The following is a 13892-nucleotide window of genomic DNA, read 5'->3' as shown; positions in this document are numbered from 1 at the left end:
CCCTTACGCCCCAAGGATTCTGGCCGTTTATGGTCGGGCCCTGCCGGGTCTCGCGTGGGGGGAGGGTCGGCAGGGCCCGCCCGTTTCAGACGCCCGGCTGCTCCGGCTCGGCCGGCTCCCCGGTCGCGGGCTGCTCCGGGTCGGAGGCCTCGGCGCGGTCGTCGATGCCCTGCGCGATCGTCTTCAGCTCGGCGACGGCCTCGGAGACGGCGGTCAGGTCGTTGTTGGCGAGCGCCTGGTCGAGCTTGTCGGCGACCCGGCTGACGTCCTTGCCGGTTTCGACGAGGAGGGTCTTGACGTCGGCGATCTGGGCGAGGACCTCGTCCTTGCTGGTCATGATCTGCTCCTTGAGCTTGGCGTAGGCGATCCAGCAGGCGCCGGCGGCGGCGACCGCGGTGAGCAGGGTGCGGAGCATCGGGGCGCTCCTTCACGGGTTGGTGGCGGACCCGGCCCGACTTGCACGGGCGGCACTCGCGGGGCGTCACCGGTCGCTCCCTGGCGGCCGGGCCTGACCCGAGGTTTGGCGGGCCCACGACGTTGGGGTTGGCGGCCCGGCCACCCCTCAGAGCCGGGCCGCCGTCCGGGCGCATCAAGGCACGACGTCCCGAACCCCCGAGCGGGTACGGCGGCGGCGCTCCGGAGCACAAAAAAGAGCCCCGGTGTACACCGAGGCTTTGCTGACCGACACTGCGATCAGGATGACCAAGGTGTACGCCATAAAGGCCTCAACGTCAAGGCCCGTCACTCGTGCGGCGTGTCCGACGGTGCGGCGCCCGGGCCCGCACCGGGCGCATCACCTCCTCGGACATCTCCAGGTCGTACAGCTGCACCCCGGTCGCGGGGTCCACGGATTCGACCTGGCAGTGGTGGCGGATCGTCTGAATGGCGTAGCTGCGGCCGAAGTGCACGAACAGGGCGGCAGCGTCGACGAGGGTCCTGTCGTGCTGCACCCGGATGATCACGCGGCGGCCTGCAGCATGCGCCGGCCGAGCTTGAGCCACTGCGTCGACGGCCACTGGTGTTGCTCGTCGTGGTTGCACATGATCTGCGGTGGGAGTCGGTCACCGTCGCGGCGCATGATCGTCCACAGGTTGCCGGGGCAGGGCTCGTCACCGTTGTCGCCGGGCACGGTTTCGGGGCAGGCGAGGAAACGTTCACCGTCAAGGCCGGGCAATTCGAAGACGCGGGTGCCGGTGGGGAACGCGGTCCGGAACGCCTGCCGGGCGAGCTCGCCGAGCGCGGTCGAGTACTCGGCGGCCTGCTGGTGGGCGGCGAGCCAGTCGGCGGACCGGGCGACGAGCCTGGCGAGAGGCGGAACCCGGTAGGTGTGCCGGGTCCGGGTCGTGGCGGGCATGGGCCCGATGAACCCGTACGGCCGTTCGGCGACGCTGGTCAGGGTATCGGTGGGCCAGGCGAACCCGCGCTGGGAGCAGATGAGCCGGGCTAGCCGGTTGAGCAGGGCTTCGATGTCGCGGCGGACGGCGGCGGCGCGCAGGTTGAGGCTGATGTTGGGGTTTTTGTCGCCGCCGGAGGTGCGTTCCCCGCCGGGCTGGCCGGTGCCGGCGAGGGCGAGGCCGAGCTGCCGGTGTCGGGCGGCGAGGGTGAGCACGTCGGGGCCGATGCGGCGGGCGTGGTGGGTGCACAGGTTGAGGCCGTCGGCGGCGAGGCCGGGAAGGCAGCCACCGCACTTGGCCCGGTCGTCGCAGGATTCGACGTGCCGGTTGGGGATGAAGCACGGGTCGACGGCGCACAAAGGACGGGGGTTTCGCATTATCGGCTCCGTTCGTGCAGCTCAAGGCTATGATCGTCTGCTACGGAGCACTGGGCGGGCGGGAATCTGGCCGGTGTAGACGGCCCTCGATTTAGCGGATCGGGGGCCGTCGTTGTCTCAGGTGGCGGTCAGCCTGAACTCGCAGCTGTCGTCACCGCAGGATCATCGGGGTGTCCTCTCGTTGTGGGCGGCCTCAAGTGACCGGCCGAAGCACACGGCGCCGCCGAACGCCGCCAGCCCGGCAACGATCGACCCGCCAACCCACGGGCCGGACATGTCGAGCCGGAATCCCACGCCCGCGACGACGAGGGCGCCGGCGAGGACGGCGACGGCGAGCGCGGACCGGTTGGCGAACGTGCGGGACCGGGCGGTCACGTCGGTCACAGCGAGCTCGAAAACGCGGAGACGGTCACCAGGTCCCGCTCGTCCGGGTCGAACAGGCGGCGGATCACGCTGTCGAGGGTCGTCGGCGGCGTCCCCGGGGCGGGCTCAGCCAGCATCTGGTCGAGCCGCACCTGGGCGAGGTCGAGCAGCGGGTTGTCAACGTCGGGCATGGCGGCCGGCTCCTTCTGGTCGGTAGCGGTTGGGGCGGGCTGGCGAAGGTCAGCGGTCACGGCGCGCCTCCGGCGTCGTCGGTGAAGGTGCGGGCTGGGTACAGCCACCACGTCCGGCGCTGCCACGCCCACCCTGGGTCGGGCATGCGGCGGCGCATCACGGCGAGCCCGTAGCCCTGGTCGTCGCACACGTGGGCCTTGGCCGAACCGGCGGCTTCTCCCCAGTGGCCAGTCTTGATCCAGTACCGCTCGTGGGCGCGGCAGCGGCGCAGGCGGCGTGCGTGGCTCATGCCTCGGGCTCGCCGTACTGGTCGGGCTCTTCCATGCGCTGTGGCTTGAGTCCGGCCACGAATGCCTCGCACGACGGGCAGCCGGGCTGGTAGCTGTGCTGCGGCATGTTGGGCGGGCAGGTGCAGCCGATCGCCCGCGCGGGCTGGGGCTGCTCGGCGGGCTCCCACGGGCCGACGAGGCGGGAGACGGTTGCGCCGCCCTGGCTGTACCGCGTCACGTCACGAGCTGCCTTCTCGCTGCGCGCCGGATATGCCCATCCGTCGCCGACGGTGCCCCACTCGCGTTCCCAGCCCTCTGTGGCCTGGCTGTGGCCGTCGCCGAGGCCGTCCGCGTAGGCGCCCCGGGTCAGGGCGTCGATCTCGTCGGCGCGCAGGCGGCGGCCCTCGGCGATGCCCCGGGCGTGGATCTGCTCGGCGATGGCGTCGACGACCAGCGTCGCCGCCTGTTCGGCGGTCAACGGCAGGTGCCCGGCCGGGTCGGTGGCAGCGAAGCGCAGCAGGATGCGACGGGCGGCGTCGATGTCGGCGAGGCGCCCCCAGTCGATGACGTCCTGCAGCATGCCCTCGGCGTCGTCGGTGGGCGTGAACTGCGAGCGTTCGGGCGGAGTCGGGTCAGGCATGAACAGTCTCCTCACGGTCGTGCGGGTCCGAACGGTGCTGCTCGCAGGCGGTCCGGCCGCAGCCGCACACGTACCGGGTCCGGTCGTCGCGGCAGCCGCAGTCGAGACGCCGCCCGGCGTCGACCGCGTCGGCGAACTCGGTGAGCCAGCGGAGGGCGTGACGGAGGCGGGCGACGGGGGCGCCGCAACGGCAGGACGGGCGGTCAGGCATCGGCGAGCGCCTTGATTGCCTGCCGAACCAGCCGGTCAACCGCCTCGCCGTCGACCTCGTCGACGTAGCCGTCTTCGTCGAGCTGACCGGCCACCCACCCGGCTTCGATGAATGCCTTGTCGAAGTCGCCCTGCCAGCCGCTATTGCCGAACGGGCGCTTCCCCGAGAACCCCTCACCGTCATGCCAGATGGCAGCGAGTAGCGCGACGAGGTAGCCCCTGACGGTGTCAGCGCCAGAGTCGTTGTCGGGGTCGAGGCGCAGGTTGAGAATCTGCTGCGGGGTCGGGTCAGACATCGATGTTCTCCTTGTGGTTGCTGGGGCTGAATTCCTCGTCGAACACGACGCCGGCGCCGGTCAGGTGCCGCTCCCCGGGATGCCCGCCGGGCTGGGTGCACACCTCGGGCCGCCCATGGTTGATCCGGACGGCCGGGCACGGCGGCAGGTGGATGCCCGGTGGAATCCAGCGCATCTGACGGGTCAGCTGCGGGTCGCCGATCGCGGTGCCACCGGCGAGCAAGTCGAAGCGGGCCGAGTCCAGGTCGCCGCAGTGGCGGCAGGGCTCGGCGGCTTTGAGGTTGCTGGCGCCGCTGTCACTGGCCCCAAAGCCGGGACCGAAGCCGGGCTGGGCTTCGACCTTCGGCGGCGGCCCGTCAACCACAACGAACGCGCGACGGACCGCGATGTTGTTGTAGCGGTGCGGCTCGTCGGGGTCCTCGACGTAAGCGGTCACCATCTCAACAACGACATGGCCGGGTCGGGGCGGCCCTTCGAGGAGCGCCACCGGTTCAACGTTCGAACGGCAGCCACTCCACAGGCCGGGCACCTGAAGGCGGGCAGCGAACGCGGCCAGGTCCGGGGCGGGCCAGCCGTACGCGACAGCCCACTCGGCCATCGCCGGGGTGTCGCACCGCATCTCGAACCCGCTGCCGCCGAGTGGCACCCACGTCCCGGGCTCGGCGTAGTCAAGGCGTCCGGTCTCGCCTCGTGCGGCGCCGGCGGTGATCACCGCGCGGATGGTGTCGACGTTCACCGACCCTCCTCCCGTAGTTCGATCCGGCCCGGCCCCGCGCACGGTGCGACACCCCGCGGGCTGGCGCACCCGTGGTGGGCAACGAACCGGCAGCAGACCTTGCACGTCGTGTGGCCGGGCAGCAGTTCGGCGCCGGACTCTTCCGGCTGGTGGCTTGGGTGAACGGCGGGCTTCGGCGGATAGCCGTCGATTGCGGCGAACACGCGGCGCAGACCGTCCACGAGTTGCTCGTCGGTCCACCCGTCGACAGAGCCCGCGCAGGCGCCGGAGGACCACCCGCCGAAGGAGGCGTCCTCGTCGCCGCCCTCGACGCGAAGACGCTGACCGCCGCCTGCGCCACTCAGAGCCCTTGAATCAACCGGGGGGTCACTCGGGTATGCACCCGGCCCGTTTGTGGATCCTGAGACGGCGGCGGGCGCCTCAAATGACGTGTCCCGTCCGGTTGAGGTTCCCCCGGTCACGCCGCCACCCCCTCGATCACCGGACGGGCACCCGCGAACGCCGCGATCCGCGCCACCATCCGCGCCCGGAACACCACCGCAAGATCCGCACCCGGCTGCTCCGCCGCCAACGCCGCACACTCGCCCATCAACGCGTCCAACTCCACCTGCAGCCGCGACGCAAACCGGGTCGCCAACGCGTCCCCGGCCGTCTCCAGCCCGATCCGCACAATGTCGACACCCAACTTGGCGTACTCCCGCTGAACCCGGTCGAACTGCTCCAGCAGCGCATTCGGGCCCGCCTTCGACTTCCGCTCAAACTCGGCCGCCGCCCCCGTCCGCAGCCGCTCCCCGTCGACGTCCTCGTCCGGGTTGCGCCGATCCGTCTCCGACTCAACACCCCAAAACAGCGCCTCCTCCGGCAGCTCATTCACCTTCGCCTCCAGCCAGGCGACCTGGCCGGCGTAGCGGTGGTACTGCTCCAGCAGCCCCTCAACGGGGTGCACCTCGCGGGGCACCGAGTAGCGGGCCGCAGTCTCGGCGGCCATGCGACGCTCAGCGGCGAGCAGGTGTGTCGGCGTCATTCCGCCGTGCAGGCGGCAGCGGCCCGTCTTGTTCGGGGTACCCCAGCCTGCCGGCTTGCCACAGGTGCCGCCGCCAGACTTCTTGGCACCACAGGTTTCGCCGCTCATGACGCCTCCACGGCGGCGAGCGCCTCGAGCGCTTCGAGCGACCCATCAGCGCGCAGTGCCCGCTCGATGGTGGCCCAGTGCTTCGCGCTTAGCCACGCTGCCTTGCGGCGGTTGCTGATCTGCTCGCTCGGAGTGGCCCATCGGCAGTTCTCGGGCGTGTAGTCGCCGTCCACGTCGATCCGATCGAGGGTCTTACCCTCGGGCCTCACGCCCATGTCCTCAAGGAACGCCGCAAAGCTGCTGCGCCAGCGCTCGCACACCTGAATGCCTCGGCCGCCAAAGCTCTTGTAGCCGTTCGTCGAGGGGCGGTAGCACCGATCGTTCATCGCCTGCCACGAGTTGTAGGTCGGCGTGGCTACCGGGCGGCGGTGGCCATGACCTCGCTCGCGGTTCGCCTCCCCGACTGCCCTCCATCGCGCCGCCGACTGGCACCCACAGTGGTCCCAGCCCATCCCCTTGTTTTCAAGCACCCAGATGGTCAACACCTTCGTGCCGCCACAGTCACAGGTGGCCTGCACGCGGGCATTGCCGCTGCGCTCTTGCGGAGGAGCCCCGCCGGTGACGGTGAGCATGCCGAACTTCCGGCCCAGAAGCGGGGCTATCTTGGCGGCGTACTGCTCAGCCCTGGCGTCGATTCCGTGGCGCTTGATCGCGCGGTGAACCGAGCTTGATCCGCATCCGATCAAGGCGCCGATCTCGCGGACGCCGCGGCGCCCGACCTCCCGACGCAGCCATTCACTGTCATCGAGGTAATCACGCCATGTCCGAATTGCGGTACCTTCCGTGGCCATGGTCGTCACGCCCCGCCCCCGAGATCCAGCCGCCCGGCATCCTCAGCCCGTCGCTGCCGCCGCGCCTGCTCCCGCTCACGCAGCGACGCCGCAACTGCCCCCGGCTTCAGCAGGCCCAGCTCGGCCACCAGCTCGTCGTTGCGGCGCCGCCGCTCGTCCGCCTGCTCGCGGGCGATCCGCGCCACCTCCTCAGCCCGGCGACCCGGACACACGTCCGCCGGGTGCGACTGGCGCATCGTCTTGATTCCCGTGTGCTGTCTGCACGGCCCCCCGACCGCTTGCAGGCCGACTACAAGCCCGCACGGCGCCTTCGGGCACGGGCAGCCGTCCTCGATCTCCGTACCGGACCAGGCCCGGCCGATGTGCCACGCGCTCATCGGCCCGCCTCCTTGCCGGTCGTCTGCGCCGGCCACGTCTCGTGCCGGTCGGCGTTGAACGCCCGCTTGCAGGCGTCGGTGTGGGTCCAGCCGTGGCAGGTCAGGCCGCAGCCGTGGCGCTCGCAGTCGGGGCGGGGGGCTCGGGGGTCGGGCACGATCGGGTCTCCTTCGGGTTGGTGCCAGGCTTTGGTGGCGTAGACGGCGATGAGGGCGCCGAGGCGCTGAGGTTCGCCCATCACCGCCTCCGGCTGCACTGGCCGCATTTGGTTCCGGCCTGGCCGGGATGCGGGGCGTAGCAGGAGACGCAGGCGGTGAGCTCTTCAACGTCGAACTCGCGGAACCGCTGAAAGTGCATCTGCGCCGCGACCGTGACCGTGCCCTTCGGGCCGCCACGGTTCTTCTCGACAATGAAGTCCGCCTCGCCCTTCCGCTCCGACTTCGGGTCGTCGTAGTCGGGCCGGTGCACCAGGATCGCGATGTCCGCCTCGTGCTCGAGGGCCGCGGACTCGCGCATGTCGGAGAGCTTCGGCACGCCGCCGGTGCGCTTGTTCGCCTCCCGGTTGAGCTGCGCCCCGACCACCATCGGGATCTTGGCTTTGCGGCCGATCTCCTTCAGCCCGACCGCAATCTCGGCGACCTCACGCTCGCGGGTGCCAGCCTTGTGCCGGACGATCTGCGCGTAGTCGACGATCACCGACTGCCAGCCGTGCTGCTCGACGCCGGTCATGACGAGCGCGTCAACCTCGGCGAGGGTCATGCGCGGCTTGTCGCACACCCACGACGGGGCATCGTCGGTGTCACCAACCCAGCGGGCGAGCTTCGTCCAGTCGCTGTCGTCGAGCTGCCCGCCCTTGAGGCGTTTGTGGTCGATGCTGCACGCGGCGGACGCCTGCCGCAGCCACACCTCGTCGCGGGTCATTTCGAGCGTGACGAGCGACGACGGGATTTTGAGGGTCATCCAGGTGCGGAACAGGTCGCCGAGGAGCACCGACTTCCCGGCGCCGGTGAGCCCGCCGACAACAACGAACTGGCCGGGCCGCAGCCCTTGGAGCATGTCGTCGAGGGCGACGAACCCGGTGGGGAGCCCGCCGAGGCCCTGCTGCTCCCCGGCGGCTTCGAGCGCGGCGAGGTTGGTTTCGGCGAGGGTGTTCCAGCGGACGCAGGACGGGTCGAGGCCGAGGGTGCTGAGGTCGTCGGGGATGGGTTCGTCGAGTTCGGGCCAGTCGTGTTCGTAGTCGCTCATGCCGTCCACCGCCGGTCGGTGCCGGTGAGGGTGACGCGGGTGGTGTCGCCGAGCCGGGAGTACACCCGGTCGCCGACGGCGGCTCGGAGCTGGTCGGGCGGCAGGTTGGTGGTGTAGATGGTGGCCATGCGGCGGGTCCAGCGCCGGTCGACGAGACGTTGGACGCAGTCGGTCATCCACGGTGTGGTCATGCCGGCGCCGAGGTCGTCGAGGAGGAGTAGGTCGGCGTTGAGGTACCGGTCGAGGGCGTGTTCGTGGCTGTCGTCGCTGCGTGGCCGCAGTTCGTCGCCGAGGTCGGGGTGGGTGGTGGCCGCCCACGTGTAGGGGCCGCCGAACCGGCTGGAGGCGATGACACGGGCGGCGGCGACGGCTTGGTGGGTTTTGCCGGAGCCGGTGGTGCCGCTGAGGAACAGCGCCGGGTGGCCGGTGGGGTTGGCGAGGTGCTGGCCGATCCAGGTGTTGACGCGGGGTTCGGGTTGGGCGTGGTCGTAGCGCCCGGCCCACCGTTCGTGGATGACGGCGGCGAGTTGTTCGGTTTGGAAGGCGCGCCGGGTGAGGGGCTCCCACGGGAGCCGTTCGGCGGGCTGGATGCCGCGTTCGGCGCAGACGCGCTGGATGGTGGCGTGGAGGCTGGTGTCACGCAGCATCGGGGCCGCCTTTCATCTCGTAGCCGGCGTAGGCGTCGGGGGTGTCGGGGTTGCGGTAGATGTGGCTTCTGCCCGGCTGGGATGCCTGGGGGCGGCTGGGTTCGTCGAGCCATCGGTCGGCGTTGAGCCAGCTGGCCGGGTGTGCGGTGTAGGCGGGGTCCTGCCCGGCACGCTCGGCCGCGTACCGGGTGGCACCGGCGGTGATCTCCGCGGGGCTGGCCCGCTTGATCGCCTTGGTCCAGGCGGTAAGGGCGCGGGCTCGTCCGACCCGCTTCGGGTAGGCGGCGTAGAAGGCGTCGAAGTCGGGGTCGCCGGTCGTCTTGTTCGCGGCCTTGGCCGCGGGCTTGCGCTGTACGGTGCGCGCCTGTTCGGTCGACCGAGCAATATGTACTTCCTTTCCCTTCCCTTCCTTTCCCTTCCCTTCAGGCGCGAGTGTTCGCGAGCCCTCGCGAGGATCGTCAGCGAACAGCGGCAGAACGGCACCTCCCTGATCGTTGGAGTCTCCTGACCAGGGCTTTTCCAGCCATTCGTCTGTCGCCATCTCTCGCGAGCGCTCGCGAGGGTTTTCGTGTTCGGTGTTCGGTACACATCTGCAAGTTGCAGATGTGTACGGTTGTTCGGTTGTACCGAAAACACCCTCGCGAGGACTTCCCGAGGGGTCGTGAGGATCGAACGGACGGAGCGCACGCGCATCGAACCGGGCCCGCGCGGCATGGTCGACACGCTGGTGCCGGCCCCAGTTGGTGACGTGCAGGACCGGGCCGATCGGGGACTGGTACGCCCGGATCAGGCCGTGCTTGAGCAGCTCGTCGATGAGCGGTTCCACGTCGGTGACGTCACCGGGGAACACCTGCATCTTGATCCGCTTGGGCGCGTAGTCGATGAACCCCTGGTCGTCGGCGAAGTTCCACATGCCGATGAACAGCAGGCGTGCCCACGGGTCAAGCTCGACGACCTTCTCGTCGACCCAGAACTCCGGTTTGATCGTTCTGATGCGCGCCATCAGGCGGCCCCTTCAACGACGGTGAGCGACTGGCGCCGCTTCCACGCCTCAACGGTCTCGACGGGGTAGCCCGTTTCCCAGTCGACGGCCCCCGAGCCGCCGCGGGATTGTCCGAGGTACACCCAGTCGGGGTGTCGGCCTGCGGCGATGTTCCGCTGGCGGTTGGCGAACAGGGCGCGTTCTTCGTCGGCGGCCCGCTGCTGGCGCCGCCGTTCCGCGGCAGTGTCGATGGAGCGTTCCCGCCAGCCGTCGCCGAGCAGGTCGAGCTCGCCGAGGTTCCCGGCGGCCCGCTGAAGGGTCTCGAGCTTGCCGCGCGTGTAGCCACGGGCCTCGGCCTGCTGGATCAGCTTGGTGATGGGCAGCGGCAGGTAGCCGGTGGCCTCGGCCCTGATCGCCTCGTCGATCCCGATGGGCCAGCGGACGCCGACCCGGATACCCCGCAGCTGTGGCCGGCCGGGGTCGATGTGCCGGCGGACGGTGACCCGTTCGACGCGGCGAGTGCGACGGATGGCAGGGGCGGTCATGTGCTCACCGCCCTCAAGTGCCGACGGCGCGACGGGTGCGGTTCGCATTCGGGGTGGGTGCCGAGCCCGGTGTGGACGGGGTCGAGGTGCGTGCGGCAGATTCGGCAGGCCAGGACGACCGCCGCGACCTGTTCCATCTCTGACGGCTCGGGCTCGTTGTGGACGCATTGCCAGCCGCCTGGGGTCAGGCGGGCCGACTGGCCGTGGACGCAGACGCCGACGGTGCGCGGGTTGCGCAGCGGGATGGCGGTGGCGCGCTTCACCCGCGCTCCTCGGTCCACACGCCGGTGCCGAGCATCTCGGTCAGGGTCACCATGCTGTCGCGGAAGGCGATCTGTACCTCATCGAGCGTCGCCCAGAGTGCCCGGTCGGCCGGCTCCGGGTCGAGAGCGGCGGCGACTGCGGCGAGCCGGTGCCGGTGGATGGCGACGGCCAGGAGGCGGACGGCGTTGCGAGCTTCCCTCGCGTTGCGTTCCTGTAGTTCGATGTGCGCGTCCCGGGGAGACTTCGCCTGGGAGCCTCTTGCCTGCTTAAGGCGCAGCTCGATGGCGTCCCAGCGTCGCCGTTCGACGTTCAGGGCGCCCTGGTTGCGGCTCTTCTTCGCGGCAGTCAGGTTGGCCTCGGTGGCGCGCTTCGCCTCGATGAGCGCCTCGTAGGTTCGCTTGACGACGTCGGGGTGAAACAGGCATTGCCAGTCGGGTTCCTTCTCGACTGGCCCGACCGCGTAGAAGAGCGCGTCGGAGATGACGCCGGCGAAGTCGTCGTTGTCGAGGTCGAGGAGCGCTTCGATGTCGTCTTCGAGCGTTGCGTCGTGCTCGGCGATGCCGTCGGGGGTGATGACTGTGGTCATAGGGTGCTCCCGCTGATCAGCGGCAGCCTGGCATTTACGTAGATCACTAGGATCGGGTACGATCCTGCCAGGACTTACCGGGCTGGTGGTCTGCTGGGGGCGGCTGTCGGGGCCGCCCTTCGCCATTTCTGGCGGGAGTTCAGGCAGCGGCGTGCGCCGAGTGCAGCTTGGCGATCTCGTCACGCAGGGCGCGGAGTTCGGCGAGCTGGTCGAGGACGAGGTTGCCGAGAACGTCGACCTTGGTGTTGATGTCGGCGACGGTGGCGGGAACCCCGGCGCGGGCGGCGGTGGCGTTCGCGGTGTTCTGCTTCCGCTGCACGGGTGTTGCTACGTCGTGCCGGCGCTGGGCGAGTTCGCGGCCGGTTTCGCTGGTGAAGAGCTGTGTGGGCATCCGGTCTCCTCGATCGCTGTGATCGAGCGTCTACGCGGAGCGCTGGCCTGCGTTCGGCTGCTGCCCGGCCGGGTGTCTTGATCCGGGGGCGCGACTCTGGAACGCTGGCGTGACCGGGTGCTGTTCGCAGCAGACACCTGGTTGACGCTTCGTGCTTCGGCTCGAGGTGGTCATCCGGCCGGCGGGCGCCTATCTCTCTGGACAGAGCCCGCCGGCCTTCTTTGTCGGCACGTGGCGTGCCAACGTTGCTGAGACGATATCACTCACCGTGAGTTGGCGCCAGTCTATGTCGCGTGTCGCATGTGAGTGTCTGTAGTGGACTCGGACTCACTTGTTCCGTTGCCTGGCAACGCTACAAGTAGGTTGTGACAAGGAGATCCGGCCCGACCGGGTGACTTTCAGGTTCGCCGGACCGACTCGATTCCAATGCTGTTTATCGATGTACGGCTTGCCTCTCAACCCGGTTGAGAGTCACTCTCCGTATAGAAAACCGGGCCACGTATTCGTGATCTTCCCTGTTACTGGAGTGACTGGTGTGACGCCATGTCTCCTAATGCGTCTTAATGTGCCTTAATGCAGGGACGACCCCGCCGACCCGCAGACGCAAGCTCGGCTCACCCTCCGCGACCGTCCTGGGCGAAGTTCCCAGGTCGGGCCGGTGTCGGCCCCGTCTGCCCCTGGTACTTCGACCGCAGCCCCCGCGTGCCGTAGGGCCGCGCCGCCCGCTGGTCCAAGCGCATGAACGCGATCTGGCAGATCGGCTGCTCCGGCTCCAGGCGGATCGGATGCCGGGTGGCGTTGAACAGCTCGAGGGTGATCTGCCCCGAGAATCCGGGATCGATCCACCCTGCCTGCTCCACGGTCAGCCCAGCCCTGGCCAGGCTCGACTTGCCGGACACCATGGCAACCACGTCGGCGGGGACGGTGACCAGCTCGAGGGTTGAGGCCAGCCGGAACTCGCCGGGCTGCAGCAGCCACGGGCTGGTGCCGACTGTCGGCGTGGCCATCTCGCCGAGGAGCAGGTCGACGGAGGCGGGCTGGATCTGCCAGTCGTGCGGCATCGGCTCGATCAGGCCGCCGGCGAGCAGCTTCCGGATGGAGACGTCGGAGAGCATCATGAGCGCTCCGCGTACGGGCTGGCCGCGGCCTCGGTGCCGTCGTCCAGCGTCGAGATGGCGAAATCCCCGAACACGCTGGGCGCGATGCGCTGCAGTTCCCGCAGGCAGGCGACGGCCACCTCGCGGATCTCCACGTCGGCCCCCTCGCTCGCGCGCATGGTCACGAAGTGCCGCCAGGCCCGGTAGTTCCCGGTCACCACGATCCGCGTCTCGGCCGCGTTCGGCAGTACCGCCCGCGCCGCCTGCCGCGCCTGCTTGCGCCGCAGCGTGGGGCTGGCCACGTCGGCGAACTTGGCCTCGAGCCCCTCGAGCAGCTCGTTGTACGCCTTGAGCGCCGCCTCGCTCGCTTCCACGAACGTCTTGTGCAGCGCCGGGTCCTCGGCGATCACGGCCGGCTCGACCATCGCCGCATCCTGCCCCGGCACGTATCGCTGCGACAGCTGCGAGTAGGAGAAGTGCCGGTGCCGCACGAGCTCGTGCGTGAACGAGCGCGACACCCCGGTCATGTAGAACGTGACGGTCCCGTGCTCGAGCACGGAGAGGTGCCCGACCTCGAGGATGTGCCTGAGGTACCCCGCGTTCGTGGCCGTGGCCGGGTTCGGCTTGGACCACGACTGGTAGCAGGCGCGGCCGGCGAACTCGGCGAGGGCCTGGCCGCCGTCGGCGTCCGTTTCCCACCCGCCGGACTCTTCCCGGGCGGCGTCGGCGTCGAAGTGCGTCCAGGCCAGGGCCCGGACGTGCAGGGATGCGGTCTTCAAGCGGCTTCCTTCGTTGTCGCGTTTTGTAGGTCGGCGCGTCGGCTGATTGCTCTCGCACCGACGCGAAGTTCCAGACGGATTCGATAGGCCGTAGCGCCGGCGGCGAGCATCGCGTCGATCCGCGCGTCACGGGCTGCGAGTTGCTCGGCCCGTGCTGCGGCCCGTTCGGCCCGCTCGCTGGCGCCACCGTCAAGCAGGTCGCGCCGGACCCGGTTGGCGGGCACGCCGAGCCGGGCGGCGATCACAGCGGGGGCGAGGTTTTGTGCCGCGAGCTTCGCGACCTCGCACCGGCGGGCGGCTGCAGCCTGGCGGACCGGAACGTGGGCGGGGACCTTCTTGTGTGGGTTCATCTCCCGGCGGCGGGCTTCGGTAAGCCCACCCCAGACGCCGAATTCCTCACGGTTGGCCAATGCGCGGCCGGCGCACTGCTCTTTGATCGGGCAGCGGTCGCAGACGGCGACCGCCGCGGCGATGGCGGGCTTGTCGTCGGGGTCGGGGTACATGTCGACGCCCGCGGTGGCACAGGCGGGGCCGAGGTGTCGGCTGGTCATGGCATGCTCCAGGCAGGTGGTTCGGAACGG

24 protein-coding genes are annotated in these 13892 nt (G+C 69.9%); all 24 read right to left on the bottom strand.

The features are described from left to right. Positions 1 to 85: 85 nt before the first annotated feature. Entirely contained in the window at positions 86 to 415 is a 330-nt protein-coding gene (locus ABD352_RS16985; protein ID WP_344613337.1) for a hypothetical protein, read from the bottom strand. 316 nt (positions 416 to 731) lie between these two features. Next, positions 732 to 962 carry a hypothetical protein gene (locus ABD352_RS16980; protein ID WP_344613336.1) on the bottom strand — a complete coding sequence of 77 codons (231 nt, stop codon included), beginning with the start codon at positions 960 to 962 and terminating at the stop codon, positions 732 to 734. Beyond that, positions 959 to 1771: a hypothetical protein gene (locus tag ABD352_RS16975; protein WP_344613335.1), complete on the bottom strand. Its 813-nt coding sequence runs from the start codon at positions 1769 to 1771 to the stop codon at positions 959 to 961. Before ABD352_RS16975 ends, ABD352_RS16980 begins: the two co-directional genes overlap by 4 nt. Before the next feature lie 162 nt (positions 1772 to 1933). After that, positions 1934 to 2155 carry a hypothetical protein gene (locus tag ABD352_RS16970; RefSeq protein ID WP_344613334.1) on the bottom strand — a complete coding sequence of 74 codons (222 nt, stop codon included), beginning with the start codon at positions 2153 to 2155 and terminating at the stop codon, positions 1934 to 1936. Continuing rightward, complete coding sequence (locus ABD352_RS16965; RefSeq protein WP_344613333.1) at positions 2152 to 2325, bottom strand: hypothetical protein; 174 nt, start codon at positions 2323 to 2325, stop codon at positions 2152 to 2154. Before ABD352_RS16965 ends, ABD352_RS16970 begins: the two co-directional genes overlap by 4 nt. A gap of 56 nt (positions 2326 to 2381) precedes the next feature. Next, the gene (locus ABD352_RS16960; RefSeq protein ID WP_344613332.1) at positions 2382 to 2615 is read right to left on the bottom strand and encodes a hypothetical protein; all 234 of its coding nucleotides are present in this window, start codon (positions 2613 to 2615) and stop codon (positions 2382 to 2384) included. Continuing rightward, the gene (locus ABD352_RS16955; RefSeq protein ID WP_344613331.1) at positions 2612 to 3235 is read right to left on the bottom strand and encodes a hypothetical protein; all 624 of its coding nucleotides are present in this window, start codon (positions 3233 to 3235) and stop codon (positions 2612 to 2614) included. The genes ABD352_RS16960 and ABD352_RS16955 overlap by 4 nt, the downstream gene beginning before the upstream one ends. Beyond that, entirely contained in the window at positions 3228 to 3446 is a 219-nt protein-coding gene (locus tag ABD352_RS16950) for a hypothetical protein (RefSeq protein WP_344613330.1), read from the bottom strand. Before ABD352_RS16950 ends, ABD352_RS16955 begins: the two co-directional genes overlap by 8 nt. Further along, positions 3439 to 3741 (bottom strand): hypothetical protein, encoded by a 303-nt coding sequence (locus tag ABD352_RS16945; protein WP_344613329.1) that lies wholly within the window; start codon positions 3739 to 3741, stop codon positions 3439 to 3441. Before ABD352_RS16945 ends, ABD352_RS16950 begins: the two co-directional genes overlap by 8 nt. Then, on the bottom strand, positions 3734 to 4477 hold the full coding sequence (locus ABD352_RS16940; RefSeq protein WP_344613328.1) for a hypothetical protein: 744 nt from the start codon (positions 4475 to 4477) through the stop codon (positions 3734 to 3736). Before ABD352_RS16940 ends, ABD352_RS16945 begins: the two co-directional genes overlap by 8 nt. Positions 4478 to 4934: 457 nt before the next feature. After that, on the bottom strand, positions 4935 to 5609 hold the full coding sequence (locus ABD352_RS16935; protein ID WP_344613327.1) for a hypothetical protein: 675 nt from the start codon (positions 5607 to 5609) through the stop codon (positions 4935 to 4937). Beyond that, positions 5606 to 6409, bottom strand: coding sequence for a hypothetical protein (locus tag ABD352_RS16930; RefSeq protein ID WP_344613326.1), 804 nt, complete (start codon positions 6407 to 6409; stop codon positions 5606 to 5608). The genes ABD352_RS16935 and ABD352_RS16930 overlap by 4 nt, the downstream gene beginning before the upstream one ends. Then, positions 6406 to 6777 (bottom strand): hypothetical protein, encoded by a 372-nt coding sequence (locus tag ABD352_RS16925; RefSeq protein WP_344613325.1) that lies wholly within the window; start codon positions 6775 to 6777, stop codon positions 6406 to 6408. Before ABD352_RS16925 ends, ABD352_RS16930 begins: the two co-directional genes overlap by 4 nt. Beyond that, the gene (locus ABD352_RS16920; RefSeq protein WP_344613324.1) at positions 6774 to 7013 is read right to left on the bottom strand and encodes a hypothetical protein; all 240 of its coding nucleotides are present in this window, start codon (positions 7011 to 7013) and stop codon (positions 6774 to 6776) included. The genes ABD352_RS16925 and ABD352_RS16920 overlap by 4 nt, the downstream gene beginning before the upstream one ends. Next, on the bottom strand, positions 7013 to 8020 hold the full coding sequence (locus tag ABD352_RS16915; protein WP_344613323.1) for a DnaB-like helicase C-terminal domain-containing protein: 1008 nt from the start codon (positions 8018 to 8020) through the stop codon (positions 7013 to 7015). The genes ABD352_RS16920 and ABD352_RS16915 overlap by 1 nt, the downstream gene beginning before the upstream one ends. Then, positions 8017 to 8667 (bottom strand): ATP-binding protein, encoded by a 651-nt coding sequence (locus tag ABD352_RS16910; protein WP_344613322.1) that lies wholly within the window; start codon positions 8665 to 8667, stop codon positions 8017 to 8019. Before ABD352_RS16910 ends, ABD352_RS16915 begins: the two co-directional genes overlap by 4 nt. After that, positions 8657 to 9670 (bottom strand): hypothetical protein, encoded by a 1014-nt coding sequence (locus ABD352_RS16905; RefSeq protein ID WP_344613321.1) that lies wholly within the window; start codon positions 9668 to 9670, stop codon positions 8657 to 8659. Before ABD352_RS16905 ends, ABD352_RS16910 begins: the two co-directional genes overlap by 11 nt. Next, on the bottom strand, positions 9670 to 10194 hold the full coding sequence (locus ABD352_RS16900) for a hypothetical protein (RefSeq protein WP_344613320.1): 525 nt from the start codon (positions 10192 to 10194) through the stop codon (positions 9670 to 9672). The genes ABD352_RS16905 and ABD352_RS16900 overlap by 1 nt, the downstream gene beginning before the upstream one ends. After that, entirely contained in the window at positions 10191 to 10457 is a 267-nt protein-coding gene (locus ABD352_RS16895; protein ID WP_344613319.1) for a hypothetical protein, read from the bottom strand. Before ABD352_RS16895 ends, ABD352_RS16900 begins: the two co-directional genes overlap by 4 nt. Then, entirely contained in the window at positions 10454 to 11044 is a 591-nt protein-coding gene (locus ABD352_RS16890) for a hypothetical protein (protein ID WP_344613318.1), read from the bottom strand. Before ABD352_RS16890 ends, ABD352_RS16895 begins: the two co-directional genes overlap by 4 nt. A 139-nt stretch (positions 11045 to 11183) precedes the next feature. After that, a complete protein-coding gene (locus ABD352_RS16885; RefSeq protein WP_344613317.1) occupies positions 11184 to 11435 on the bottom strand; it encodes a hypothetical protein in 252 nt (83 codons plus the stop codon). Positions 11436 to 12049: 614 nt separating this feature from the next. Then, positions 12050 to 12553 carry a dCTP deaminase gene (gene dcd, locus ABD352_RS16880; protein ID WP_344613316.1) on the bottom strand — a complete coding sequence of 168 codons (504 nt, stop codon included), beginning with the start codon at positions 12551 to 12553 and terminating at the stop codon, positions 12050 to 12052. Next, positions 12550 to 13311 carry an FAD-dependent thymidylate synthase gene (gene thyX, locus ABD352_RS16875; protein ID WP_344613315.1) on the bottom strand — a complete coding sequence of 254 codons (762 nt, stop codon included), beginning with the start codon at positions 13309 to 13311 and terminating at the stop codon, positions 12550 to 12552. Before thyX ends, dcd begins: the two co-directional genes overlap by 4 nt. Next, positions 13308 to 13862 (bottom strand): WhiB family transcriptional regulator, encoded by a 555-nt coding sequence (locus tag ABD352_RS16870; RefSeq protein ID WP_344613314.1) that lies wholly within the window; start codon positions 13860 to 13862, stop codon positions 13308 to 13310. Before ABD352_RS16870 ends, thyX begins: the two co-directional genes overlap by 4 nt. Positions 13863 to 13892: the final 30 nt, after the last annotated feature.

Source organism: Dactylosporangium salmoneum, from assembly GCF_039532525.1.
Taxonomy (GTDB): domain Bacteria; phylum Actinomycetota; class Actinomycetes; order Mycobacteriales; family Micromonosporaceae; genus Dactylosporangium; species Dactylosporangium salmoneum.
The sequence above is the reverse complement of the archived record's forward strand: the minus strand, read 5'-3'. Positions and strand labels throughout refer to the sequence as shown.